The 24,952-nt window shown below is 61.6% G+C and carries 19 protein-coding genes; 16 read left to right on the forward strand and 3 right to left on the reverse strand.

Annotated elements, in window-relative coordinates; all coding sequences use genetic code 11:
• The first annotated feature begins 7 nt into the window (after window positions 1-7).
• The 13 genes from ACZK3W_RS09485 to ACZK3W_RS09545 all read left to right on the forward strand — a co-directional run bounded on the left by ACZK3W_RS09485 (window position 8) and on the right by ACZK3W_RS09545 (window position 18,538).
• Window positions 8-1,840: a monovalent cation:proton antiporter-2 (CPA2) family protein gene (locus ACZK3W_RS09485; RefSeq protein ID WP_478450688.1), complete on the forward strand. Its 1,833-nt coding sequence runs from the start codon at window positions 8-10 to the stop codon at window positions 1,838-1,840.
• A 240-nt stretch (window positions 1,841-2,080) separates the two neighbouring features.
• Window positions 2,081-2,959: a bifunctional methylenetetrahydrofolate dehydrogenase/methenyltetrahydrofolate cyclohydrolase FolD gene (gene folD / locus ACZK3W_RS09490; RefSeq protein ID WP_014036908.1), complete on the forward strand. Its 879-nt coding sequence runs from the start codon at window positions 2,081-2,083 to the stop codon at window positions 2,957-2,959.
• Between the two features lie 455 nt (window positions 2,960-3,414).
• Window positions 3,415-4,872, forward strand: a complete 1,458-nt coding sequence (guaB, locus tag ACZK3W_RS09495; protein WP_049483302.1) for an IMP dehydrogenase — start codon at window positions 3,415-3,417, stop codon at window positions 4,870-4,872.
• Between the two features lie 107 nt (window positions 4,873-4,979).
• A complete protein-coding gene (locus ACZK3W_RS09500; RefSeq protein WP_315974081.1) occupies window positions 4,980-5,459 on the forward strand; it encodes a hypothetical protein in 480 nt (159 codons plus the stop codon).
• A complete protein-coding gene (gene guaA, locus ACZK3W_RS09505) occupies window positions 5,456-7,021 on the forward strand; it encodes a glutamine-hydrolyzing GMP synthase (protein ID WP_012479957.1) in 1,566 nt (521 codons plus the stop codon). Before ACZK3W_RS09500 ends, guaA begins: the two co-directional genes overlap by 4 nt.
• Before the next feature lie 226 nt (window positions 7,022-7,247).
• Window positions 7,248-9,224: a type I restriction-modification system subunit M gene (locus tag ACZK3W_RS09510; protein ID WP_478450689.1), complete on the forward strand. Its 1,977-nt coding sequence runs from the start codon at window positions 7,248-7,250 to the stop codon at window positions 9,222-9,224.
• A complete protein-coding gene (locus ACZK3W_RS09515; protein ID WP_478450690.1) occupies window positions 9,221-9,556 on the forward strand; it encodes a restriction endonuclease subunit S domain-containing protein in 336 nt (111 codons plus the stop codon). Before ACZK3W_RS09510 ends, ACZK3W_RS09515 begins: the two co-directional genes overlap by 4 nt.
• 34 nt (window positions 9,557-9,590) lie before the next feature.
• A complete protein-coding gene (locus ACZK3W_RS09520) occupies window positions 9,591-10,607 on the forward strand; it encodes a restriction endonuclease subunit S (RefSeq protein WP_478450691.1) in 1,017 nt (338 codons plus the stop codon).
• The gene (locus ACZK3W_RS09525; RefSeq protein WP_478450692.1) at window positions 10,607-13,795 is read left to right on the forward strand and encodes a type I restriction endonuclease subunit R; all 3,189 of its coding nucleotides are present in this window, start codon (window positions 10,607-10,609) and stop codon (window positions 13,793-13,795) included. The genes ACZK3W_RS09520 and ACZK3W_RS09525 overlap by 1 nt, the downstream gene beginning before the upstream one ends.
• A gap of 153 nt (window positions 13,796-13,948) precedes the next feature.
• Window positions 13,949-14,890, forward strand: a complete 942-nt coding sequence (locus ACZK3W_RS09530) for a DUF5655 domain-containing protein (protein ID WP_478450693.1) — start codon at window positions 13,949-13,951, stop codon at window positions 14,888-14,890.
• A gap of 176 nt (window positions 14,891-15,066) precedes the next feature.
• The gene (locus tag ACZK3W_RS09535; RefSeq protein ID WP_478450694.1) at window positions 15,067-16,404 is read left to right on the forward strand and encodes a DUF4433 domain-containing protein; all 1,338 of its coding nucleotides are present in this window, start codon (window positions 15,067-15,069) and stop codon (window positions 16,402-16,404) included.
• Between the two features lie 7 nt (window positions 16,405-16,411).
• A complete protein-coding gene (locus ACZK3W_RS09540; protein ID WP_478450696.1) occupies window positions 16,412-17,713 on the forward strand; it encodes a macro domain-containing protein in 1,302 nt (433 codons plus the stop codon).
• Window positions 17,714-18,307: 594 nt separating this feature from the next.
• On the forward strand, window positions 18,308-18,538 hold the full coding sequence (locus ACZK3W_RS09545; RefSeq protein WP_478450698.1) for a hypothetical protein: 231 nt from the start codon (window positions 18,308-18,310) through the stop codon (window positions 18,536-18,538).
• A 319-nt stretch (window positions 18,539-18,857) separates the two neighbouring features.
• On the opposite strand, the gene ACZK3W_RS09550 is transcribed toward ACZK3W_RS09545, so the two are convergent.
• A complete protein-coding gene (locus ACZK3W_RS09550) occupies window positions 18,858-19,214 on the reverse strand; it encodes a hypothetical protein (protein WP_478450699.1) in 357 nt (118 codons plus the stop codon).
• Between the two features lie 554 nt (window positions 19,215-19,768).
• Window positions 19,769-20,692 (reverse strand): LysR family transcriptional regulator, encoded by a 924-nt coding sequence (locus tag ACZK3W_RS09555; RefSeq protein WP_478450700.1) that lies wholly within the window; start codon window positions 20,690-20,692, stop codon window positions 19,769-19,771.
• Between the two features lie 96 nt (window positions 20,693-20,788).
• On the opposite strand from ACZK3W_RS09555, the gene ACZK3W_RS09560 reads away from it, so the two are divergent.
• Window positions 20,789-21,628, forward strand: a complete 840-nt coding sequence (locus tag ACZK3W_RS09560; protein ID WP_478450701.1) for a type 1 glutamine amidotransferase domain-containing protein — start codon at window positions 20,789-20,791, stop codon at window positions 21,626-21,628.
• 95 nt (window positions 21,629-21,723) lie between these two features.
• Here ACZK3W_RS09560 and ACZK3W_RS09565 read toward each other — a convergent pair whose 3' ends face one another.
• Window positions 21,724-22,299: a 5' nucleotidase, NT5C type gene (locus ACZK3W_RS09565; RefSeq protein ID WP_478450702.1), complete on the reverse strand. Its 576-nt coding sequence runs from the start codon at window positions 22,297-22,299 to the stop codon at window positions 21,724-21,726.
• A gap of 398 nt (window positions 22,300-22,697) precedes the next feature.
• Between ACZK3W_RS09565 and ACZK3W_RS09570 the strand changes: the two genes are divergently transcribed.
• Window positions 22,698-24,050, forward strand: a complete 1,353-nt coding sequence (locus ACZK3W_RS09570; protein ID WP_478450703.1) for a YwqG family protein — start codon at window positions 22,698-22,700, stop codon at window positions 24,048-24,050.
• 91 nt (window positions 24,051-24,141) lie between these two features.
• On the forward strand, window positions 24,142-24,873 hold the full coding sequence (locus ACZK3W_RS09575) for a hypothetical protein (RefSeq protein ID WP_478450704.1): 732 nt from the start codon (window positions 24,142-24,144) through the stop codon (window positions 24,871-24,873).
• The last annotated feature ends 79 nt before the right edge of the window (window positions 24,874-24,952 follow it).

The raw sequence follows: 24,952 nt of genomic DNA on the forward strand, positions 1-24,952 counted from the left end.
ACACCGCATGGCGGTAGAAGCAGCGACCAGCGAGCTGGTCAAGGTCGTGGCCCTGCTGGGCGCGGCGGTGGTGATGGTGCCTTTGTTCCGCCGGGCCGGCCTGGGCTCGGTGCTGGGCTACTTCGCCGCTGGCCTGGCGATCGGACCGTTCGGGCTGGGCTGGTTCTCCGACCCGCAGGCCATCCTGCATACCGCCGAGCTGGGCGTGGTGATGTTCCTGTTCGTGATCGGCCTGGAGATGCGGCCCTCGCATCTGTGGAGCCTGCGCAAGGAGATCTTCGGGCTGGGCACGCTGCAGATCGTCACCTGTGCGCTGGTGCTGACCAGTATCGCCAAGCTGTTCGGCCTGCCATGGCAGGTGGCCTTCATCGGTGCCACCGGCTTCGTACTCACCTCCACCGCGGTGGTGATGCAGCTGCTGGCCGAACGTGGTGACATCGCGCTGCCGTCGGGGCAGAAGATCGTCTCCATCCTGCTGTTCGAAGATCTGCTGATCGTGCCGTTGCTGGCGCTGGTGGCCTGGATGGGCCCGAGCGCGGGCAGCGCCGATGGCGAGGGTTCGCGCTGGCTGTCGGTGGCGATCGGCGTCGGCGCCATCGTCGGCCTGGTGCTGGTCGGCCGCTTCCTGCTCAACCCGCTGTTCCGCGTGCTGGCCGAATCGAAGGCGCGCGAGGTGATGACCGCCGCCGCGCTGCTGGTGGTGCTGGGCGCGGCGCTGCTGATGCAGCTGTCCGGCCTGTCGATGGCGATGGGTGCGTTCCTCGCCGGCGTGCTGCTGAGCGAGTCGACCTTCCGCCACCAGATCGAGGCGGACATCGAGCCGTTCCGCGGCATCCTGCTCGGCCTGTTCTTCCTCAGCGTGGGCATGGCGCTGGACCTGGGCGTGGTGGCTGGCAACTGGCAGCTGATCCTTGGCCTGGTGCTGGCGTTGATGGCAGCCAAGGCGCTGTGCATCTACGTGGTGGCGCGCGTGATGGGCAGCGACCACGCGCAGGCGCTGGACCGCGGCGTGCTGATGGCGCAGGGCGGCGAGTTCGCCTTCGTGCTGTTCTCGGCTGCGGCTTCGGCCGGCGTGATCAACATGGAGATCAATGCCAACTTCACCGCCGTGGTGGTGCTGTCGATGGCGCTGACCCCGCTGGTGGTGCTGGTCTACAAGCGCATCGCGCCGAAGCCGACGGTGAACATGGACGGCGTGGACGAGGCCGATGGCCTGTCCGGCAGCGTGCTGCTGATCGGCTTCGGCCGCTTCGGCCAGGTTGCCAGCCAGTCGTTGCTGGCGCGCGACGTGGACGTGACCATCATCGACAACGATGTGGAGATGATCCAGAGCGCGGCGCGCTTCGGTTTCAAGATCTATTACGGTGATGGCACGCGTCTGGATGTGCTGCATGCCTCCGGTGCAGCGACTGCGCGTGCGATTGCGGTGTGCGTGGACAAGGCCGAGGCCGCCGACCGCATTGTTGAACTGGTGGCGCATGAATTCCCGCAGGCCAAGCTGATGGTGCGCTCGTTCGACCGTGAGCATTCGTTGCGGTTGATCCATGCCGGCGTCGATTTCCAGATTCGCGAGACGTTTGAATCGGCGGTGCTGTTCGGCCAGGCCGCGCTGGTGGAGCTGGGGGCGGATGAGGATGACGCGGTGGAGATCGCCGAGCAGATCCGCCGTCGCGATGCCGAGCGCTTTGAGCTGGAAATTGCCGGTGGTGGTTTGAATGCCGGCGCGCGGATGATCTACGGCAACAGCCCGCAGGGCGTGCCGACGCCGACGCCGTTTACTGCGCCGAAGCGGGAGAGCAAGACGCTGAACCCGCAGGATGTGCCGGAAGAGGAAGAGTAGCCCCCGGTAGTGCCGGCCGCTGGCCGGCAGATACGGAAACGTCACGACGTCATGAGGTTGCCGGCCAGCGGCCGGCACTACCGGTGGTCGGCCATTTGCCGTTGTCAGCCAGCGGCCCGTGTTGCCGGTCGGTGCCAATGTGCCGTTGTCGGCCAGCGGCCGGCATTGCCGAAGCGGGCGGTGGGCGAGGGGGCCTGAATCGGGGACAATAGCGTCCCCGCCGCCCCACGCCCGCTCCCGATGACCGATTCCGCCCCCCAGCTTCCTGCCCGCATCCTTGATGGCCGCCGTATCGCCGAGGACCTGCTCGACAGCCTGAAGGTGCGCGTCGACGCCCGCGTGGCCGCCGGTGGCAGCCGCCCGGGCCTGGCCGTGGTGTTGGTCGGCGGCGACCCGGCCTCGACCGTGTACGTGCGCAACAAGCGCCGTGCCGCCGAGAAGGTCGGCATCGAAGCGCATGACTACGACCTGCCGGCCGGTACCACCGAAGCCGAGCTGCTCGACCTGATCGACCAGCTCAACGCCGATCCGAAGATCAACGGCATCCTGATCCAGCTGCCGCTGCCGGGCATTCCGGACGCGCGCCGGCTGATCCAGCGCATCGACCCGCGCAAGGACGTGGACGGCTTCCACCCGGAAAACGTCGGCCACCTGGCCCTGCGCGAGTTCGGCCTGCGCCCGTGCACCCCGCGCGGCATCACCACGCTGCTGGGCCACACCGACCAGCCGGTGCGCGGCCGCAACGCCACCATCGTGGGCGTGAGCAACCACGTTGGCCGCCCGATGGGCCTGGAGCTGCTGATTGCCGGCTGCACCGTGACCAGCTGCCACAAGTTCACGCCCAAGGACGTGCTGGAACAGGCCGTACGCAACGCCGACATCTTGGTGGTGGCGGTGGGCCGCCCGGGCATCGTGCCGGGCGAATGGGTGAAGCCGGGCGCGGTGGTGATCGATGTGGGTATCAACCGGTTGGATGACGGCCGGTTGGTGGGCGATGTTGGGTTTGAAGCGGCCGCCCAGCGGGCCAGTTGGATCACCCCGGTGCCGGGTGGCGTGGGCCCGATGACCGTGGCCACCTTGATGCAGAACACCCTGGAAGCCGCGGAAGCGCTGAGCTGACCTGCTGTTGGGGAGATCTGCCGTCGGTGGGTGCCGACCGTTGGTCGGCACAATGCTGGGGCACGCCGGTGACCCGCTCCTGGTAGGTGCCAACCTTGGTTGGCACACATCCATCGGGGCCATCGGCCCATCTGGGGCACCGGTGCCGGACGGATCGTGCCAACCAAGGTTGGCACCTACCAAAGGCAGTTCCAGGACTGGCCCGAGTGATCCTCTTAAGGTGGGTGCCGACCGTTGGTCGGCACATCCATCGGGGTCATCGGCCCATCTGGGGTCCAGGTGCCGGATGGGCCGTGCCAACCAAGGTTGGCACCTACCAAAGGCGGTATGCCGTCGGCCCCGACGGCCCCCCTGAACCAACCACCGCCCGCGCGACACTGCGTCGCATCTACCCCCTGCCACACGGCGCGAAAAAGGGGTAAAATGTCGCGCTTCCCCACATCTCGGGTATGCCGATGCTGCGCATCCAGGCTGAAGCACTCACTTACGACGACGTCTCGCTCGTCCCCGCCCATTCGACCATCCTGCCCAAGGACGTCAACCTCGAAACGCGGTTGACTCGCGACCTGAAGCTGAAGCTTCCGATCCTGTCCGCAGCCATGGATACCGTCACCGAAGCCCGCCTGGCCATCGCCATGGCCCAGCTCGGCGGCATGGGCATCATCCACAAGAATCTCAGCCTGGAACAGCAGGCCGCGGAAGTGGCCAAGGTCAAGAAGTTCGAGGCCGGCGTCATCCGCGACCCGATCACCGTCGGCCCGGAAACCACCATCCGCGACGTGCTGGCCCTGACCCAGGCGCACAACATTTCCGGCGTGCCGGTGGTGGGCAGCGACGGCCTGCTGGCCGGCATCGTGACCCACCGCGACATGCGCTTCGAAACCGAGCTGGACGATCCGGTCCGCCACATCATGACCAAGAAGGATCGCCTGATCACGGTCAAGGAAGGCGCCGCGTCCGACGAAGTGCTGCAGCTGCTGCACCGCAACCGCATCGAAAAGGTGCTGGTGGTCAATGATTCGTTCGAACTGCGTGGCCTGATCACCGTCAAGGACATCCAGAAGAACACCGACTTCCCGAACGCCGCCAAGGATCTGTCGACCCGCCTGCTGGTCGGCGCTGCCGTCGGCGTGGGTGGCGATACCGATCGCCGCGTGGAAGCGCTGGTCGCTGCCGGCGTGGACGTGATCGTGGTCGATACCGCGCACGGCCACTCGCAGGGCGTGCTGGACCGCGTCAGCTGGGTCAAGAAGAACTTCCCGCAGGTGCAGGTCATCGGTGGCAACATCTGCACCGGCGAAGCCGCACTGGCGCTGCTGGACAGCGGCGCGGACGCCGTGAAGGTCGGCATCGGCCCGGGCTCGATCTGCACCACTCGCGTCGTCGCCGGCGTCGGCGTGCCGCAGGTCACCGCCATCGACCTGGTGGCCGAAGCGCTGCAGGACCGCATCCCGCTGATCGCCGACGGTGGCATCCGCTACTCGGGCGACATCGGCAAGGCCCTGGCCGCCGGTGCCTCGACCATCATGGTCGGTGGCCTGCTGGCCGGTACCGAGGAATCGCCGGGCGAGACCGAGCTGTACCAGGGCCGTTCGTACAAGAGCTACCGCGGCATGGGTTCGCTGGCTGCCATGGAGAAGGGGTCGAAGGACCGCTACTTCCAGGACGCCGCCACCGCCGACAAGCTGGTGCCGGAAGGCATCGAAGGCCGCGTGCCGTATCGCGGCCCGGTGGGCGGCATCATCCACCAGCTGATGGGCGGCCTGCGCGCCACCATGGGCTACGTGGGCTGCGCCACCATCGAAGACATGCGCAGCAAGCCCAAGTTCGTGAAGATCAGCGGCGCCGGCCAGCGTGAGAGCCACGTCCACGACGTGACCATCACCAAAGAGCCGCCGAACTACCGCGCCTGATGCGCTTGCGAACTGCTCTTGCGATTACGGGCAGCCTGCTGATGGCAGGCTGTTCGTTGTCCGAACCGCCGCCGCGCTCCGGGTCTCCGGGCGCGGCGGTTTCGCAATTGCAGGACGTACAGGCGTGCCAGAACGCGTTCTCGCTGCCGAAGGGCTGGCAGGTGCAGGCCGCTGGCGAGCAGCGCTGGCTGCTGAAAGGCACCGGCGAGCGCCCGCTGCAGGTCATCCTGCGGTGCGTTACCGATCTGGGTGACAGGCTTGAAGACCCCGTGGTCACCGCCGAGCTGGGGCCGCTGGAGCCGAAACGGATGAGCGCGCAGTCCGCTTTCTGGGGCAATGCCGTGGATTCCGGTTACCCGATGCACGCCATGCAACGGCGCATCGTGCCCGGCACCGAAGTGCAGGAAATCGCCGAGCTGCCGCGCGCTGACCGCGCCAACCCCAACGCACCGCATGGCCTGCTGATGCTGCGCTGGGACGAGGAAGACCCCTCACATATTCAACAACGCGAGGCGTTCATCGCCACGCTGACGCAGAGCCTTGAAGCGCCGGGCGCTGCGAAAAACACCACTGGAACGGCACCATGACCAACATCCATAACGACAAGATCCTCATCCTCGATTTCGGCGCGCAGTACACGCAGCTGATCGCCCGCCGCATCCGCGAGCTGGGCGTCTACTGCGAAATCTGGGCGTGGGACCACAACCCGGCCGAGATCGCCGGCTTCGGCGCCAAGGGCATCATCCTGTCCGGTGGCCCGGAATCGACCACGCTGCCGGGTGCGCCGGCCGCGCCGCAGGAAGTGTTCGACAGCGGCCTGCCGATCTTCGGCATCTGCTACGGCATGCAGACCCTGGCCGCGCAGCTGGGCGGTGCCACCGAAGCCGCTGACCAGCGCGAATTCGGCCACGCCGAAGTGAACGTGATCAACCCGGATGCGCTGTTCAAGGGCCTGAGCGACCACGGCGGCGAGCCGAAGCTGAATGTCTGGATGAGCCACGGCGACCACGTCTCCGTCGCGCCGCCGGGCTTCACCATCACCGCCACCACCGACCGCATTCCGGTGGCCGCCATGGCCAACGAAGAAAAGCGCTGGTACGGCGTGCAGTTCCACCCGGAAGTGACCCACACCCTGCAGGGCCAGGCGCTGCTGCGCCGCTTCGTGGTGGACGTGTGCGGCTGCCAGACCCTGTGGACCGCCGCCAACATCATCGACGACCAGATCGCCCGTGTACGCGAACAGGTGGGCGATGACGAAGTGATCCTGGGCCTGTCCGGCGGCGTCGATTCGTCCGTGGTGGCCGCGCTGCTGCACAAGGCCATCGGTGAGAAGCTGACCTGCGTGTTCGTGGATACCGGCCTGCTGCGCTGGCAGGAAGGCGACCAGGTGATGGCAATGTTTGCCGAGCACATGGGCGTGAAGGTGGTGCGCGTGAATGCCGCCGACCGTTACTTCGCCGCGCTGGAAGGCGTGAGCGACCCGGAAGCCAAGCGCAAGATCATCGGCAACCTGTTCGTTGAGATCTTCGACGAAGAGTCGAACAAGCTGAAGAACGCCAAGTGGTTGGCGCAGGGCACCATCTACCCGGACGTGATCGAGTCGGCCGGCAGCAAGACCGGCAAGGCGCATGTGATCAAGAGCCACCATAACGTGGGCGGCCTGCCGGAGCACATGAAGCTGGGCCTGGTGGAGCCGCTGCGCGAGCTGTTCAAGGACGAAGTGCGCCGCCTGGGCGTCGAGCTGGGCCTGCCGCGCACCATGGTCTACCGCCATCCGTTCCCGGGCCCGGGCCTGGGCGTGCGTATCCTGGGCGAAGTGAAGCGCGAATACGCCGAGCTGCTGGCCAAGGCCGATGCCATCTTCATTGATGAGCTGCGCAAGGCGGACCTGTACGACAAGACCAGCCAGGCGTTTGCCGTGTTCCTGCCGGTGAAGTCGGTGGGCGTGGTGGGTGATGCGCGGGCTTATGAGTGGGTGATTGCGCTGCGTGCGGTTGAGACGATCGATTTCATGACCGCGCACTGGGCGCATCTGCCGTATGAGTTCCTGGGTACGGTGAGCAACCGGATCATCAATGAGTTGCGGGGGGTGTCGCGGGTTGTTTATGACATCTCGGGGAAGCCGCCGGCGACTATTGAGTGGGAATGAGTTGAAAGAACGAGGGCGCCGAGAGGCGCCCTTGTTGATTGCGGGGAGGGCGTCGCAGACATTGGAATTGGGGTGGTAGTTGGATGCGGTAGTGCCGCGCTGGCCGGCAGCCGATGCCAAGGGGGAGGCGCTGGAAAAGGGGTGGGGCGGGGAGGCGGCTCGTTGCTCCTGCCGGCCGACCTTGAGTGTAGACTTTCCCTTTGCATTCGATCCAAGGTGTTGTTGCGTGAACTCGGAAAATCACTCCCAGACGGCCGCATTTCTCTGGTCGATTGCCGATCTTTTGCGTGGTGACTTCAAGCAGTCCCAGTACGGTCGAGTCATTCTGCCGTTTACTCTTCTTCGCCGAATGGAGTGTGTGCTCGCACCGACCAAGGACAAGGTGATCAAACAAGCTTCGGCTCAGCAAGGTCGGCCAGATCAAGTGCGAGAGATGCTACTGCTGCGCGCTTCAGGCCAGCAGTTCTTTAATGCGTCATCGCTCAACCTCAGCACTCTATCTGATACGCAGACCGCGGCCGATCTGATGAGCTATGTGCAAGCCTTCAGCAAGGATGCACGTGAGATCTTCGAGCACTTCCACTTTGAAGATTTCGTTCAGCAGCTGGAAACTGCCAACCTGCTCTATCAAGTGGTACAGCGTTTCGCAGCTACGGATCTGAGCCCGGAGCGCATCAGCAACTTCGGCATGGGCATCATCTTCGAAGAGCTGATCCGCAAGTTTGCAGAGAGCTCCAACGAAACCGCCGGTGAGCACTTCACGCCGCGCGATATCGTGCACCTCACTACCTCCTTGGTGATCACCAATCAGGACCACAAGCTCGCGCCCAACAGCATCGTCACCATCTACGACCCAACCGCTGGCACCGGTGGTTTTCTGTCTGAGGGTGATGAGTACATCCAGTCCATCAGCGAAAAGGTCAGTGTGTCGCTGCACGGCCAAGAGCTAAACCCCGAGTCTTACGCCATCTGCAAGGCGGACATGCTGATCAAGGGCCAGGACGTGGCCAGTATCAAGCTCGGCAATACCCTGTCCAACGATCAACTGGCCGGCAAGCACTTCGACTTCATGCTCAGCAATCCGCCATTTGGCGTGGAATGGAAGAAGGTGCAAAAGCAGATCACCGACGAGCACAGCCACAAAGGCTTTGACGGCCGCTTTGGACCCGGCCTGCCACGCGTATCCGATGGCTCGCTGCTTTTCCTCCTGCACCTGGTCAGCAAGATGCGTGACCCGCGCGACGGTGGCTCGCGCATCGGCATCATCCTCAACGGCTCGCCATTGTTTACCGGCGGTGCGGGCTCGGGGGAGTCGGAAATTCGCCGCTACCTGCTGCAGAACGACCTGGTAGAGGCCATCGTCGCGTTGCCGACCGACATGTTCTACAACACCGGCATCGCCACCTATGTGTGGATACTCAGTAACCACAAGGCCGCTGTGCGTCAGGGCAAGGTGCAGCTGATCGACGGCAGCCAGCACTTCGCCAAAATGCGCAAGTCGCTGGGCAGCAAGCGCCAGTACATTACCGAAGATCAGATCAGCAATCTGGTGCGCCTATATGGTAGCTTCGAGCAGACCGCCAATAGCAAAATCTTCCCGATCGAGGCCTTCGGCTACCGGCGCATCACCGTCGAACGCCCGTTGCGTCTAAACTTCCAGACCAGTGCTGAGCGCGTCGCTAAAGTTCTGGAAGAAAAAGCCCTACAGAAGCTCGACAGCGCCGCTCAGCAGCTCCTGATGGCGGCCCTGCAAACAATGGATGCCAGCCGGCTGCACCGCAACCGCGAGCAGTTCAGCAAGCTGCTGAAAAAAGCCCTCACCGCCCACAGCGTCAGCCTCAGCACGCCGGAGCTAAAAGCTTTGATGAGCGCCTTGAGCGAGCGCGACCCCGAAGCGGACATCTGCATGACCAAGGGCCAGTCGGAAGCCGACGCCGGCCTGCGCGATAACGAGAATGTGCCGCTGGGTGAATCGGTGTATGAGTACTTTGCGCGCGAAGTCATTCCCCATGTGCCGGATGCCTGGATCGACGAAAGCAAGACCGATGCGCTGGATGGTGAAGTCGGTATTGTCGGCTTCGAGATTCCCTTTAACCGCCACTTCTACGTGTTCCAGCCGCCGCGCCCATTGGTCGAGATCGACCGCGACCTAAAAGCCTGCACCGACCGTATCAAGCAGATGATTGAGGGGCTGTCGGCATGAGCTTTCCCCGTTATCCTGCATACAAGGATTCTGGCGTTGAGTGGCTGGGCGAGGTGCCGCAGAATTGGTCGGTTTACTCACTTAAGCGTACGGTGGATGGGTGTGTAAACGGCTTGTGGGGCGATGAGCCCGATGGCGAAAATGATATTGCAGTCATCCGGGTTGCCGACTTCGAGCGATCTTTTTCGACTATTGGACTCGATAAGCTGACCTACAGAAGTATCACGCCTAAAGAAAGACAATCGCGATTGATCAAGTCAGGTGATTTGCTGATCGAGAAGTCTGGGGGGAGAAAAAACGCTGGTCGGCTGTGTCGTTTTGTTCAAGCATGAGTTTGACGCTATCACATCAAACTTCGTGGCGAGAATGCGCCCGCTCGCGGAGTTCGATAGTCAGTTTCTTTGTTATGCCTTCGGCAATCTTTACCGCGGCCGGGTTAACTACCCTTCGGTGAAGCAGGTTACCGGTATCCAGAATCTTGATGCTGAGTCCTATTTGCAGGAGCGGTTTTGCTTTCCTGCGCGAGTCGAACAAACCCAAATCGCCCGCTTCCTCGACCACGAAACCGCCAGCATCGACGCGCTGATCGAAGAGCAGCAGCGCCTGATCGAACTGCTTAAGGAAAAGCGCCAGGCCGTGATCTCCCACGCCGTTACCAAAGGCCTCGACCCCAGGGTGCCGATGAAAGACTCCGGCGTGGAGTGGCTCGGTGAGGTGCCGGCACATTGGAAGCAGATTCGTATCAAGCACATATTGAACGCAATGATTGATGCTGAGCATAAAACTGCTGAATATAGTGATGATGGTGAGTACTTGGTTTGTCGCACGACAAATGTTCGAAATGGCTTGCTTAGTCTTGACGGGGCAAAATATGCCGACAGAAATACTTACATTGACTGGACTAGGAGAGGGGTGCCAGAGCCATTAGATATACTTTTCACGAGGGAGGCGCCGGCAGGTGAGGCATGTTTGGTGCCAGAAAACCTTGAGGTATGCCTGGGTCAACGCATGGTGCTTTTTAAGCTTGACAAGACTAGGATTGATCCTGCCTTCACTGTCCACTCAATATATGCCGGGCTGGCTTCAGACTTCGTTAAACAGTTGTCTCAAGGAAGTACTGTCAGTCATTTCAATATGGCGGATATCGGAAATATTCCACTTTTTGAGCCGCCTCTGTCTGAGCAGAAGGGGATTTCTGATTTCTTAGCCAAGCGCTGTGACTCTTATGACCTACTAATCAACGAGGCACAGTCTTCGGTGAAGCTAATCTCCGAACGCCGCTCCGCCCTAATCTCCGCCGCCGTCACCGGGAAAATCGATGTGCGCGGCTGGCAGCCACCGACCCGCGCGTCATTCCCCGAATTAGAAGAAGAGGCCGTGTAATGGCGGATAGCAAGGAAGCGCAATTCCAGCAAGACATCATCGACGTCCTGGCCGCCCAAGGCTGGCTGGTTGGCACCGCCAGCGGCTACGATCGCCGTACGGCGTTGTACACTGAAGATGCGCTGGGTTACTTCAAGGAGGCCTGGCCGGAGCGCTGGGACAAGTTCGCCAAAGCCAATCCGAATAATCCGGATGATGTGTTGGTGCAGAAACTGGTGCGCGAGCTGGAGCAGAGTGGCACTCTGGATGTGCTGCGGCATGGCTTCAAACTGCCGGGTGTGAAGGTGGAGCTATGCAGCTTCCAGCCCGACCATGGCATGAACCCCGACACGCTAAGACGTTACCAGTGCAACCGCCTGCGCGTGGTGCCGGAGGTGTCCTACTCGCCGCATGCGCGCGAGGCTGGCAGCGGTGGCCAGAGCTACAATCCACGGCTGGATCTGGTGCTGTTCGTTAACGGCGTCCCTACCGCCACGCTGGAGCTGAAAAGCGAGTTCAAGCAATCGGTGGAAAACGCCAAGCGTCAGTACCGCCAAGACCGCCCGGTAAAAGACCCGCTCACGCGCAAGCCCGAGCCGCTGCTGACCTTCAAGCGCGGTGCGCTTGTGCACTTTGCCGTGGGCCAGAACGAAGTGGCGATGACCACCAAGCTGGCGGGCAAAGACACCTTTTTCCTGCCATTCAACCTCGGCAGCGAAGAAGGCGGCGCGGGAAACCCCATGCCCGAAGACGACAGCCAGTACGCGACCAGCTACCTGTGGCAGCGCTTGCTGCAGCCGGATGCCTGGCTCAAGGTGCTGGGGCGCTTTCTGCACATAGAAAAGAAGACCAGCGAGGGCTCCGACGGCACGCCGGTGACCAAGGAGACGATGATCTTCCCCCGTTACCATCAGTGGGAGGTGGTCAACCAGTTGATAAGCACCACCCGTGCCGAAGGGTCGGGCAAGCGCTACCTTATCCAGCACAGCGCTGGTTCCGGCAAGTCGAACTCCATTGCCTGGACGGCGCACCAGTTGGCCTCGCTCTACGAGGCTGACGGCCAGCGCCTGTTCAACTCGGTGATCGTGATTACAGATCGTACGGTGTTGGACAGCCAACTGCAGAACACCATCTACCAGTTCGAGCACGCCCAGGGCGTGGTCAAGCCGATCACTCGTGATGTCGGCACTCTGAGCAAGTCGGAGCAACTGGTTCAAGCATTGGCCGGGCAGGCGCGCATCATCATTGTCACCATCCAGACTTTCCCTGCTCTATTCGATGCCCTGGACAAGCACCCCAAGCTGGCCAGTGGGCGCTATGCGGTGATCGCCGACGAGGCGCACTCCTCACAAACCGGCTCATCGGCCAGCAAGCTGAAGCAGATTCTCGGCAGCGATGCGTTGGATGCCGAAGAGGTCAGCGCCGAAGATCTACAGAATGCCGCCGTTGCAGCACGTGGCCCCAATGAGCGCATCAGCTACTACGCCTTCACCGCCACGCCTAAGCCCAAGACACTGGAACTGTTTGGCCGCCCGGCCGACCCGACGCTCCCGGCCAGCTCCAGCAACAAGCCAGAGGCGTTTCACCTGTACTCGATGCGCCAGGCCATCGAGGAGGGCTTCATCCTCGACGTGCTGCGCAACTACGTCACCTACAGCACCGCCTGGAAGATCGCCCACCCGGAGGGCGCAGACGACGAGGTGGATAGCAAAAAGGCGCGCATCAAACTGGCCCGTTGGGTACGGCTTCACCCGTACAACATCAGCCAGAAGGTGGAGGTGATCGTGGAGCACTTCCGCGCCAGTATCCGTGGTCTGCTGAATGGTCAGGCCAAGGCCATGGTGGTGACCGGCAGCCGCCAGGAAGCGGTGCGCTACCAGTTGGCGGTGAAAGCGTATGTGCAGCAGATGGGCTACCGCGATGTACACCCCCTGGTGGCGTTCTCGGGCAGCGTGTTGCCCGATGAGGTGATCCCCGAAGAGGTGACGGAAAGCAGCAACTTGCTCAACGCCGGCCTGAATGGCCGTGACCTGGCGGATGCCTTCGATACCCAGGATTTCAATGTGATGATCGCGGCCAACAAGTACCAGACCGGCTTCGATCAGCCAAAGTTGTGCGCCATGTACGTGGACAAGAAGCTGCAAGGCGTGGACTGCGTGCAGACCCTGTCTCGCCTGAACCGCACTTTCGGTGACAGCAAGGAAACCTTCATCCTCGACTTCTTTAACGAGCCGCAGGATATCCTCGACGCCTTCCTGCCGTACTACACCAAGGCAGAGCTGACCGACGTGACCGACCCGCAGATCATCTATGACCTGCAGAAGAAACTGGATGCCGAAGGTATCTATCACTGGCAGGAAGTTGAGGCGTTCGCCATGGCCTTCTTCGACCCCAAGGCGGCGGCCAGTAAGCTCAGCTACTACTGCGCGCCCGCGAGGGAGCGCTTCGCCAAGCGTTATGCATTCTCGCTGGAATCACGTCAGCAGGCGCTGGAGTACAAGCGCACTGCAGAGGCTAATGGTGACATCGCCGGTCTGAAACTGGCCGAACACGCACTGAAAGAGGCCGGCGAGCAGGTGGACCAGCTCGATCTGTTCCGCAAGAACCTGCAGAGCTTTGTGCGCCTGTACGAGTTCCTCTCGCAGATCGTTCCTTATGAGGACCGCGAGCTGGAGCAGCTGTGCGTGTACGCTAAGCACCTACACCCGTTACTCCGCGTGGACCGTCTGCAACAAGACGATGTGGACGTGGGCGAGCTGCAATTAAGTCATTACCGCCTAAGCAAGCGCGCTGAGCACCGCCTGCGATTGAGTGAGGAAGAGGGCGAGTACGCCCTAAAGCCGGGCAGTGACGTGGGCAGCGGTAAGCCACATGATCCCGAAAAGAAGCGACTGTCGGAAATCATCGAGGCGCTGAATGATATCTTCGGTGCGGAGGTTAGCGATGACGACCAGCTGCAGTTCCTCACTGGCATCGCTCAGCGCATTAGCCGGCAGGAAGATGTAATGGCCCAGGTCAACAACCACTCGGTGGAACAGGTGATGCATGGACTGTTCCCCAAGCGGGTACTGGAAACCGTGCTGGACGCGATGACCGACCACGAGAAGCTGTCGCTGGAAGTGCTGGATAACGACACCAAGAGTCGAGCATTCGCGCTGGTCATTCTGAAAATGCTCAAGACGGCCGTTGATACGCGCAAGCTTGAGTAGCCTCCGGTTTCTCATTGCGGGTGCTGCGTGAGAGTCTAGTCGGGTCTCACTTGCTATGACGAGGCTATCGTGCGTCCATCGTCTGTACTTCATGGACTGTGGGCTCTAGTAGTAAGTTCATGGGCTTCAGTTGAAGAGACGGGTATAGAGAAAGTGAGCGACATCAAACTCTTTAGATTGGTAGATGGAAGAGCGGCAGAGTTGCGTGGCAGTGCGTCTGACTTGGAGAAGCCGCTGCAATCGCTTATCGAGGCCAATCTACTCACCATGTTGGGTATCCGTTTCGTTGCCACCGAGTACGCCACGGGGAGAACTCATGGCGGTCGCATCGATTCACTGGGCTTGGACGAAAACAATAGTCCCGTGATCCTCGAGTACAAGCGTTCCGTCGGCGAGAACGTTATCAACCAGGGCCTTTACTACCTGAACTGGTTGATGGATCACCAAGCGGAGTTCAAGCTCCAGGTAATGGATGCCCTTGGCATGGACGTGGCTGCACAGATTGACTGGAGCTCGCCGCGAGTTCTTTGCATCGCCGCTGATTTCACGAAGTTCGATGAGCATGCCGTTCAGCAGATCAATCAGGGCGTGGAGCTCATCCGATACCGCCGTTTTGGTGCGGATCTGCTGCTCTTCGAGCAGGTCAACACTGTTGGTGGGCCCCGATCTAAGCCGAGGGCGCGGATCCAAGAGGTTGAGGCACAGCCTGCGAGTGGGACTCGACCAGTTGGAGCTACTGGCGACCGTAGCTATGCAGAATGGATGGGCTTGTTTGGGCCGGATATGAAAGAGCTGGTCAGCTCACTGGACGACTTCATCGGATCGCTTGGTGATGACGTTCAGCGAAAAGAGCTGAAGTTGTACACGGCCTTCAAGCGTCTGAAGAACTTCGCAACGGTTGTTCCTCAGAAGAGCCGTCTGCTTCTATTCCTGCACGTGGACCCAGATTCGCTCATGCCGCTCGCGCCCAATATGCGTGATGCGAGGACATTCGGCCACTGGGGGACAGGGGATTTGGAAGTTGCTATCTCCAGCTTTGAGGACCTTGAGCAAGCGAAGCCTCTCATCGTGCAGGCCTACGTAGGCCGAGAATAGCGAGAGGGGTGGATTCCCGACCTCATCATTGCCCTCTAGAGAATGATCTGCCAGTATTGCAGCTGCCCACATTAATTTTCTATGCCGTGTTTCATGTTGCGTATGGTGTAGATAATAATCGAATCAAGCGGTAGGATAAATTCCGCAGAAATGCCACACAACAAGGATAGTTCTGAATGCCAATCCCAGTCGTCCACGCGCATCGCTACGTCTATCACTTCTCTCACATTGACAATTTGCCCGGCTTGCTGGAGCACGGGTTTCTGTCAGTTAATCATCCTCAGTTCCCTGAGAGGCACCGCTCGATCGCCGCTGCGGGCATACAGAAACGCCGTGCCGAGATGAAAGTTACCTGTCCGCCCGGCGGGTGTGTTCATGATTATGTGCCGTTCTACTTCGGCTCGGTCAGCCCGATGCTCCTCGGCGTGATCAACGCAAAGAATGTCGATCAGTACGACATTCTCTATTTCGAGTTTCCGATCACACTGGCCGATCAGCCTTGCGCGGTGTTTTCGGACAGCTCTGCTAACACGATGGTTCCGCCCACCTTCTACAGCGATCCTGCAGACCTCGACAAGCTTGACTGGATGGCGATCGACTGCCGCAAGTGGGGCAGTATTGACGAAAATTTTCGGCATCGGCGCATGGCTGAACTGCTGATTCTGGGCCACCTTCCAGTCACCGCTGCCACTCGCTGCGTCGTTTGGAACAACGACGTGAAGCAGCGTGTTCAAGAGATCGTCGGTGCGGCGCCGTTTCCCGCCATCGAGTTTCAGGATACATGGGGAAGGCCGCATTGGTTCACCGATTTCGCCAGCGGTGGCAGTTCAAGTGTGGTCAAGGGGCCGGGTGAAATCGCGATGAGGTTCGAAGACGCTTGTGCTCTCGTTGACAAGCATTCGGGCTCGCATGCCGGCACCGCGAAGTTCAAAAGCCTGCGGGACCTGCGAGGCGGGCTGCGCACGGACTTCGGCTGTCTTCCCCAGACCGCTGAACTTGTTGGGCTCAAATCCGCGAACGGCGTGCACAAGCGGACGGTCGACGTCCATACCGAGGAGGTGGTCGACAAGCTCCGGTCGTTGAGAGAATTCGCCGCACTAGACGAGAAGTCGCAGCTCTTAGTGGAGATTGCCGCTTACCTCCACGACATTGGCAAGGGGCCGCGGGCGCGCTGGGATGAGAATGGCGGGTTACAGAAGGTCGATCCCAATCATCCGGTTGGTGCAATGCCGATGATGGTGGAGATCCTCACCAAGCATATCGGTAAGGTTGGCCAAGCATCGGCCAGGACGCTGATGAAATTGGTCTGTTACCATGACCTAGTCGGTGACGTGCTTGGGAAGGGGCGCGACGAGCAGCAGATTGTCGACGTTGTTGATAGCGAGGAAGAGATGGACATGCTCTTTGCCCTTGGCAAGGCTGACGCTACTGTGCTTGTTGAGCACTGGTGGGACGAACCGGCAGCGAAGGCGCTCTATGCTCGCTGCCTCGAAGCGATCGAGGAGGCGGCGTAAGCGCGCTATGCTGGAATTCACGCAAGGCGACATGTTCGAGACTCCGGCGGATATTCGCGTCAACACAGTGAATTGTGTCGGCGTGATGGGCGCTGGCGTCGCTCTAGCGTTCAAGCAGCGCTATCCGGAGATGTTCAAGGATTATCAGCGCGCCTGCAAAGATGGCCGGGTGCGCCCCGGGAGGATGCACGTTTGGAAGTCTCTAGAAGGCGACTGGATCGTGAACTTCCCAACCAAGCGAGACTGGCGTGATCCGTCGTGTTACGAGGATATCGACGCTGGCCTCGACGATCTTCGTGCCTATCTTGAGAGCGTCGGGCAGGTGACGGTCGCGCTACCTGCTCTGGGATGCGGACATGGCGGGCTCGACTGGGACCGGGTCTCCGGAATGATCCAGAACAAGCTCGGCGACATAGATGCGCGTGTGTTGGTGTTTCCACCATCAGCATCGCGGCAGGCCGGACGCTCGGCTAGTGAAGTGCCAACGAGCGATGAGCGCGCAAACGCTGTGAAACTAGGCTATCGGCTGGTGGAGCCCGGTGCGGTGCCAGCACTGCAGTTGCAAAGCCCGGTTTACCTGATTGGTGAGGAGCAGTTGCTGTCTCGCAGGTGGATCGCGCTTCTGCCCTCTCGCGAACCGGGGGGGCGAGAGATTCAGGCGCTTCATACCATTGCAGCTGAGCTCGCACGTTCTGCCGGCGTAGCGACAGTGGCGCTGGTCCACGGCGGGAAGGTGAGTGAGACAGTTGCTCAAGTATTCGTCGACCAAGGTATCAACACGCTGTTGCTGCTCCCATTTGGTGTGCTCACTCGCAAGGCGATCGCGAGGCAACCTGCGATTGACCTCAGGCAAGCGCCGGCGCTGGCTTCTGTAGCGCCCGCTAGCGCGAAATGGTCGCGCCAGCTGTTCGCTCAGGCGCAGGATCTGCTCCGTGCCAACGCCGCCGCATTGCTGATCTCGGATCCGGAACCGGACTGGTTGACCGCCAAGGGCCTCGGCAAATGGGTAAAGCCCCCGATTTCGTATATCCGCTACGAGACCACCCCTGTGCACATGCATGAGGCACTTGCGAGTGTAGGTGCTCGCCGGATTTCCCGGCGCCGAGAGGATGGGGCGCCTGACATCCACTATCTTGTCGGCGCTTTGGACGCGGCCCGGTTGGCGCAACCGGATTCAGTGAATGCGTACGATTCTAACTCGGATGCGAACATCGTAGATCAGCCATCGACAACCCGGGTGCTGGAAAAGGGGGGGGGGTGTCAATGTCGTCACAATCGCGTGGGACAAGCTTTCGCAAGAGTCGCGTAGGGAGTGGCTTGAGTTGCTGAGCGGGCTGGATGTTGCCGACGTTACTGTCTCGCTTAAACTTCCGACCACCCTGTCCAAGGTCGACCGTGAGCGCCTCGCACATCTGCTCCCTGCCGGAGACGAAAGGTAAGTCGTTCGGGGTCGGCGCCGTCATAGCTGGAGAAGGATGGCCAATCTAGATCTGGGGAGTGAGGTGATTACACGTAGAATTTGGAGGGCAGATTGACGAGTCCATGCGCGGTAGTAAGGCGGAGCCCATCTTGAATGGCGTCAAATCCCTGATTGCGTGTTGTTATCCAGCCTCGGGCGCACTAAGATCGAGCTGTGCCAGAGGGCTAGCCCACCAGACGGTGAGCTGTGGTTAAGTCGCATATCCGGATGTAGCGATCCGGCTACTAGCTCGGGGGGGAGATGATTCTTAGCGATGCTGATGCAAAAGCAATTCTTATGGCCAAGGGGCGGTGGCCAGTAAGGACAAATACTTGGCCTATTCCTGGATACAAAGGCTACTGGATCAAGACCTGTCCCAGCAACGCACCGCGTCCTTTCATCCATCCAGCAGGCGCCAAAGTCGGTAGGACTTGGCCGGATGGCATGTACGTCTACGTACATGCCGAGAGTGGCTTTGCGGACATCATTGCCATTGAGGTTTGCTGTAATAATCAAAATTTCAATGACAAAAGGTCGCGCTACACGCCAACTTCGGGCAATGTCCAGATGACCTTGCCCATGGAATGGCTGGATTCAGATCTCACAATTCAGAAAGGGCGAAAGCGAAAAGCTTGGGAAGCGTCCGGATGGTTTGCAAAAAAAGCCCGCAGCTGACTTGACGCTTACAATTCGCCACCTTCGTGCATTGTTTGTGCTAACCGATGCAGATTACAGCCGCTTCGGAGCAAACCACTTGCCCGCCGGGCACGAATATTTCTGCAGGCATCGAGACCTCAACCAGATAACGCGCCAGGAAATGCAGGCCTTTGTTAAATCCATGGCGCTCATGCACCATTTCCGAGTGCGCCCCTAACAGTTGACTCAAGCCGACGCCACTTAGCGGCGCAGCTTAATTCTGGCGTGGGTCGATGTCCGCTTCTGACCGGAATCGGATACTGGGTTCATCAGTAGGCATCTAGGCAGCTAAGGGAAATCACTCTGGCCTAACCTCCCGACAAGCCCACTCAACCAACCCCCGGCAAGCCAGAAACAACCCATCCACTACCCCCTCATCCAGATGCCGCTCCGGGTCCGCTGCAACCCGGCAGCGGTCTGCTGAATGCAGCACCTCCAGCACCGTCAGCAGCCCCACCAGCGCGCGTTCGGTTCTCGCCAGGCTCACGCGACGGCCGGGTGACACGTCGTTCTCCGGCCAGGGCAGCCCATCAGCCCCCTCGCAGCCGCGCATGCGCTTGAGGATGCCAAGCAGGGAGTTCAGGTCGGGCAGTGGGGTGTCGTCGTTGATCGGCTCAACAGCGGCGTACGAGGAGAAGGTGTCGGATTCGTTCATGGCGTCGGTTTCCTTTGCTGCGCTTAACAGCGCCACCGCGTGAGCGGGGTGGCGGACGATGCGTGGCTGCAAACCGGTTGATGCAGCGCTATTGGCCGGTGAGTCCGAAGACTCCCACGCACCGCCCGCCAGAAAGGCCGACGGATTGCCCGCCGGCACCGGTTAAGGACGGTGCCGACGGGCAAGCGTAAACAACTTGCGCGTGCATCAAACGGGTTTGCAGACCCGTTGCCACCCGTTGTCGGTGGCGCGTCATGGTGTTTACGCGGTCGCTTCGAATGCAAATTGAAATTCGCGAAGAAATCGCGGAGTTCGAGAGCGAAGATCTATTGTTGCACGCGCTATTCGTGCAGCACGCGACGCCACAAGACGCATTCGTGCAGATGCTCTCCTTATTGCGAATCAAAGTGGCGCAATCGCCCGTGCCGCAAACGAATAGTGCGATGGCTTTCTTTGCAACAGTTCTTAGTCCGCACTGGGTGGCCACGCCGCCTGATCTGCCGCGTGGTCCGAAAATCGGTTCAAACCCGACACCGCAAGTAGGCATCGCTTCCTTAGCCGACGCCTTCCTCAACGGCCGACGCATTCCCTACCAACAGCTCAATCATCGCCCGCGCCGCAGCCGACTGCCGCCGATGCGGCGCATAGATCACCGAGAATGGTCTTGACCGCCCCCGCAACTGCGGCAGCACTTCCACCAACTTCCCACGCTGCAATCGCTCGCGCACGATGAACTCATAGCTCTGGCAGATGCCGATGCCCTGTTCGGCCAGCGACACCACGCCCAGCACATCGTCGGAGGTCTCGATGGGCGAACGCGGCAGCCAGTCCACGTCGCGCCCGCCGTCGCGGAAGATCCATGGCGCCAACCGCCCGGTGCGCGGCATCACAAACGGCAGGCACAGGTGCTGCTGCAGGTCGTCCAGCGTCTGCGGCGTACCACAGCGCTGCAGGTACTCCGGCGAAGCCACCAGCACCAAAGGCGCATCTTCCAGCTTCCGCCCCACCAGCCCGCTGTCCGGCAGCTGGCCCAGGCGGATGGCCAGGTCGAAGCCTTCGGCCACCAGGTCCACGTTGCGGTTGGTGATGTTCAGTTCCACCTGCACCTGCGGGTACTGCTGCGCAAAGCGCGCCAGCACGGGCGGCAGCCGGTAGTGGCCATAGGTGGTGGGCACGCTCAGGCGCACGCGGCCGGCCAGCGCACCGTCCTGGGCCAGTACGTCGCGCTCGGCGTCGTCCAGCAGGCCGAAGGCGGTGCGCACCTGTTCCAGATAGAGCCGCCCGGCGTCGGTCAGGCCCACGCGGCGGGTGGTCCGCTGCAGCAACTGCTGGCCCAGACGCGCTTCCAGGCGGGTGACCGCGCGGCTCAGCACCGAGGGCGTGGTGGACAGTGCCACCGCGCCGGCCGTGAACGAGCCGTGCTCGACCACCGCCAGGAACACCTCCACATCGCCCAGGTAGTCGAACTTGCGGCTCATTTGGCTCTCCAGGGAACAGATGTTTTGCGATGGGGCCAATTTATCGCCGCTGGGGCGATGAATAAAGTGACGGCCATTCCCCGATAGGAGCTCCCCATGATCCTGATGACCCGGCTGGCCGCAGCGCTGGCCCTGGCCCTGGCTGCCAGCGGCGCGCATGCCGCCAACGTGCTGGTGGTGCTGTCCGACGAAAACCACCTGGACCTGAAGGACGGCAAGGTGCTGTCCACCGGCTTCTATCTCAACGAGCTGATGCAGCCGGTCAAGCTGCTGCTGGACGCGGGCCACGAGGTGACCTTCGCCACGCCGCAGGGGCGGGCGCCGACGGTGGATGCGTCCTCGGTGACGCCCGCATACTTCGACAACGATGCCGCGCAGCTGACGCTGCACAAGGATCTGCTGGAGAAGCTGGCGCTGACCTCGCCGACGGCCTCGCCGGTGGTCAGCCTGGCGCGCATCGAGCAGCAGGGCTATGCGCGCTTCGATGCAGTCTACATTCCTGGTGGCCACGCGCCGATGCAGGACCTGCTGAAGAGCCCGGCGCTGGGCCGGTTGCTGGCCGACTTCCACCAGCGCAACAAGACCACCGCGCTGGTCTGCCACGGGCCGATCGCGCTGCTGTCCACGCTGCCGGACGCCGATGGTTTCGTGGCGAAGCTGGAAGCAGGTGCGATGCCGACCACGCCGAAGTGGATCTACAGCGGCTACCGGATGACGGTGATCAGCAACCAGGAAGAAGAGCAGGCCAAGCCGCTGTTGGGCGGCGGTGAGATGAAGTTCTACCCGCAGACTGCGTTGCAGCGGGCGGGGGCGACGTTCAGCAGCAACACTGCGCCTTGGACCGGGCATGTGGTGGTGGACCGCGAGCTGATTACCGGGCAGAACCCGGCTTCGGCGCTGGAGGTGGGGCAGCGGTTGGTGGAGCGGTTGAAGTAGGGCGGGGCTACAAAGCAGGCTGCCAGCCTTGTGGGCCGAGGGGCCAGCTCCTCGGCCTGTCCATGGAAACATCAACGTGGCCGTTACGGGAAGAATCAGCCCGCCACGAGCGCTGTTGCTGACAGATCTTCTATCTCGGAAAGCGCGTGACGCGTTACGGCCCAATCGCCGGAGTGCCTGATCGCCACGCCTCCCGCCGCCGTCCAGGCATCACAGTTCGTTTCGAAATCATCGATCAGAACATCGCCCGGCTGGTGCATGAAAAGAGGCTTGTGCCTGCCGCCAAGCACAGGCAACACCAGGCAGGTCGCTGACAGGTGTTCGCGAACCCACTGTCGCTTCTGCATGGCAGCGAGCGGATAGTTCGATTTCGGGCAGGCAGTGAGAATGACCGGATTCAAGTGGTGGATGCTGTGGAAGAACTCCACTGCACCCTGCATCGGCGGCAGGTCGCGGAAAAACGACGGGTGGTTGTTGATGTGTGCCCACATTTCATCGTCGGCAAGCAATCGATGGTCCAGGCCAAACAGCGCCGGGAATGCCGCGTCGAAGTCGGCCATGACACCATCAAGGTCTACGTAGATGGTGCGTCTGGATGCACTCGATCCATCTATGCACTGCTTCGCAAGCGGGTCCATCATCGGTTTCAACTTCACATCATCAGCGTTCATTAACGCGTTCTCCTCTCAAGAGTGGGCTTTCATCTTCATCCGTTCCCCAGGAGCGGGGCAAAGTGTTTGGCGATTGCGACAGACATGGCAGCAACCGCGATGCCGACTGCGCCGGCACGACTGAAGGGGCCGGCGAGCCACGGATGCCGTAATCGGCATGCTGGAAATGCGGATTATGTCGCGGCGCTTCTTCAAAGGCCTGCCGGGCGGCTGACCTGGGCCTTGGCCAGGACGCACGGCCCGCAGCCGCTGGCTCATTTCGCCAATCAAGGAGCAATCTGGCGCGCCGGTGAGTAGATCATCGCCGGGCGCTACAGGCAGGCCGGGTGGTGATATACCTGTGGTGCTCGATCCAGACTCAAAAGGACGTCACTGAAATGGATGCTCAGGCCCATTCAATGTACCACGCCGACCAACGCGACCACCATGCCGAAGCGGTGCTTGAGGCCTTCTTCGCCAAGCACCGAACCCCGGCCCTGGTGCTGCAGCGCTTCTACCCGCCGGCGGCATTCCCCAGGGTTCGCAGCCGTCTAGGCGGTCTGCCGCAATTGCCCGATGGGATGGATTGGCCGGTTGGGGAAAGTTATGGCGAAGCGGCGCCGATGCACTTCCTGGCGCAGATCGATTGCGCCGAGGTGCCACGCGTGGATCCCGATATGCCCTCGCAGGGCATGCTGTTCTTTTTCGCCATGAACGACGAAGAGCAGATCTGGGACACGGACGAACCACAGCAACGCGTGCGTGTACTGTACGCGGCTGAGGTAGCGGTCGATCAGCACGTGCGTGCGCTGCCGGACGGTATGCGTCCGATTCTGAATGAAGGCCCCTCGGACCATGCGCACCGCAATCCCGCATGGCTGCTACCTGAGGAGGATGGGCCGTGCGTGCATGTTCAATGGCCCTTGGTGGCGCGGCGCATGGATACCTGGCCGGACGAGCTGGAGCTGCCGCCGGGTGAGGAGGATCGGCCGTATTACGATATCTACCCCTCGCGCCGGGACGAAATGCGGCTGGGTGCGGTGGTGGCGGCCACGGGCCTGTTTCCGTGTGCAGACGCCGCCACCGAATGGGAGCGCCCGAAGTCACCTGCGTGGACCTTTCCGGTGCAATGGCTGCGCTATCAGACCGATTTCCCCCAGGTAGGCATCATCATTGACCGCCTTTCACGGGTGATCGGCAATGAACGGCGTGCAGGCAAGCGCGGGGGTATTGATTACGCCGATGTACGCGCGTGGGTGAAGCGCGCCGCCGCCATTGGTCTGGATGAAGCCCCGGATGATGCAACGCGGGAGGCGTTCCGTGAGTGGATTATCGGACAGATCAGCGACGACTTCGAGCGTATGACGCTGACCGACCTGGGCATGGGCCGGGCGTTCACAAAGGGACTGCTGGCGGCAGTTGCCTACGCGGCAGGCTCGCCGGCTGCGGCCGCGCGCATTCCTGCACTGATGTACCGCCACTTGCAGGACGAACATCTGCCGTTTGATGAAAGCCTGGGCGCGTTGCCTGATGGCCGCAAGCGCTGCGCCGAGACGCGCGTGCACCAGATGCTGGGGCACGCACCGCGCTTGCACGGCATCGTACCCGACGTGGAAGGCGAGGGCGACGCGGTCTGCCTGCTGCAGTTGGCGTGTGACCCGGCGATTGATCTGGTCTTTGGTGACTGTGGCCAGGCCACGTTCTGGTTGAGTCGTGAGGATCTGCGCAACTGCAGGTTTGACCGCGTCGTGGGCGTGGTGGAGTCGCATTGATTGGGCACGGCGGGGCTGCCATGGCACCATGATGGACTGGCCTCGTCCTTCCGGGCGGGGCCGTTTTCCCAGGGAAGCCCTCGAACACGACATGCGAACGTCCTTCTTCATTCTCTCCGCCCTGTGCCTTGGCCTGTTGTCTGGCTGTGCCAGTGGCCCGGAGGAGCACGCCTCAAGCCGCGAGATCACGGGTGCGTTCGTGGCCGACGACGGCCAGTTGTATCTGCTGCCGCGCTTTGAAGAGCCGATGCGTTTCAATGCCGAGCCGTTCCGCGAGTACCGCGCGCTGATGGACAGCCCGCTGCGCGAGGCGGTGGCCTGCGCGCAGATGTACTTCCATGAGGATTGGCGCGACCCGGCCAACAAGGCCAAGGTGCACGGCAGCTATGCGCTGCTGCTGCGGCCGGAGCAGGTGACGGCGGAACAGGCCGCGCAGTTCAAGCTGGAGCGGATTGAGGTGCTCCCGCGCGAGGCGAAGTATGTGGACGAGCGTGCGCGCTACTACCTGCCGCAGGACCGGAGCCGTTATGCGCTGGCGTTTGATCGGGCCTGCAATCTTTCAAAGAAGGGCGGCAGCTATTACAGCGCGCTGTTCGAGGGCGACGGCGAGCGGGTGAAGTTGCCGGATGCCGCTGCGCTGGCGGAGAAGGGGAAGCTGGCGCAGCCGATCAGTGCACGGGCGCAGCGGATCCTGCCGGAGCGGGATGACAAGCCGGGTGTGGGGACGGCGGCCGGCAAGGTGCTGGGCGCGGCGCTGATTCCTGTGGCGGTTCCGGTGTTTGTGTTGAGCCTGCCGTTCCTGGGGCCGGATCATTGGAAGTGATGGGGCGTTGAGGGAGAGCCATCCACGCGTGGCGTGGATCTACTTGGGCATCGCCTGAAAGTTCATCCTGGAGATCTGT

This window comes from Stenotrophomonas sp. 80084_Sma, assembly GCF_056481995.1.

Bases quoted from the DNA above. Each gene is read 5' to 3' on its own strand.
- ACZK3W_RS09575 (WP_478450704.1), top strand. From the start codon at position 24,142: ATGCGAACGTCCTTCTTCATTCTCTCCGCCCTGTGCCTTGGCCTGTTG.
- ACZK3W_RS09515 (WP_478450690.1), top strand. From the start codon at position 9,221: ATGAGCTTTCCCCGTTATCCTGCATACAAGGATTCTGGCGTTGAGTGG.
- ACZK3W_RS09555 (WP_478450700.1), bottom strand. From the start codon at position 20,692: ATGAGCCGCAAGTTCGACTACCTGGGCGATGTGGAGGTGTTCCTGGCG.
- ACZK3W_RS09565 (WP_478450702.1), bottom strand. From the start codon at position 22,299: ATGAACGCTGATGATGTGAAGTTGAAACCGATGATGGACCCGCTTGCG.
- ACZK3W_RS09525 (WP_478450692.1), top strand. From the start codon at position 10,607: ATGGCGGATAGCAAGGAAGCGCAATTCCAGCAAGACATCATCGACGTC.
- ACZK3W_RS09540 (WP_478450696.1), top strand. From the start codon at position 16,412: ATGCTGGAATTCACGCAAGGCGACATGTTCGAGACTCCGGCGGATATT.
- ACZK3W_RS09520 (WP_478450691.1), top strand. From the start codon at position 9,591: ATGCGCCCGCTCGCGGAGTTCGATAGTCAGTTTCTTTGTTATGCCTTC.
- ACZK3W_RS09570 (WP_478450703.1), top strand. From the start codon at position 22,698: ATGTACCACGCCGACCAACGCGACCACCATGCCGAAGCGGTGCTTGAG.
- guaB (WP_049483302.1), top strand. From the start codon at position 3,415: ATGCTGCGCATCCAGGCTGAAGCACTCACTTACGACGACGTCTCGCTC.
- ACZK3W_RS09545 (WP_478450698.1), top strand. From the start codon at position 18,308: ATGTACGTCTACGTACATGCCGAGAGTGGCTTTGCGGACATCATTGCC.
- ACZK3W_RS09550 (WP_478450699.1), bottom strand. From the start codon at position 19,214: ATGAACGAATCCGACACCTTCTCCTCGTACGCCGCTGTTGAGCCGATC.
- guaA (WP_012479957.1), top strand. From the start codon at position 5,456: ATGACCAACATCCATAACGACAAGATCCTCATCCTCGATTTCGGCGCG.
- ACZK3W_RS09535 (WP_478450694.1), top strand. From the start codon at position 15,067: ATGCCAATCCCAGTCGTCCACGCGCATCGCTACGTCTATCACTTCTCT.
- ACZK3W_RS09560 (WP_478450701.1), top strand. From the start codon at position 20,789: ATGATCCTGATGACCCGGCTGGCCGCAGCGCTGGCCCTGGCCCTGGCT.
- ACZK3W_RS09485 (WP_478450688.1), top strand. From the start codon at position 8: ATGGCGGTAGAAGCAGCGACCAGCGAGCTGGTCAAGGTCGTGGCCCTG.
- folD (WP_014036908.1), top strand. From the start codon at position 2,081: ATGACCGATTCCGCCCCCCAGCTTCCTGCCCGCATCCTTGATGGCCGC.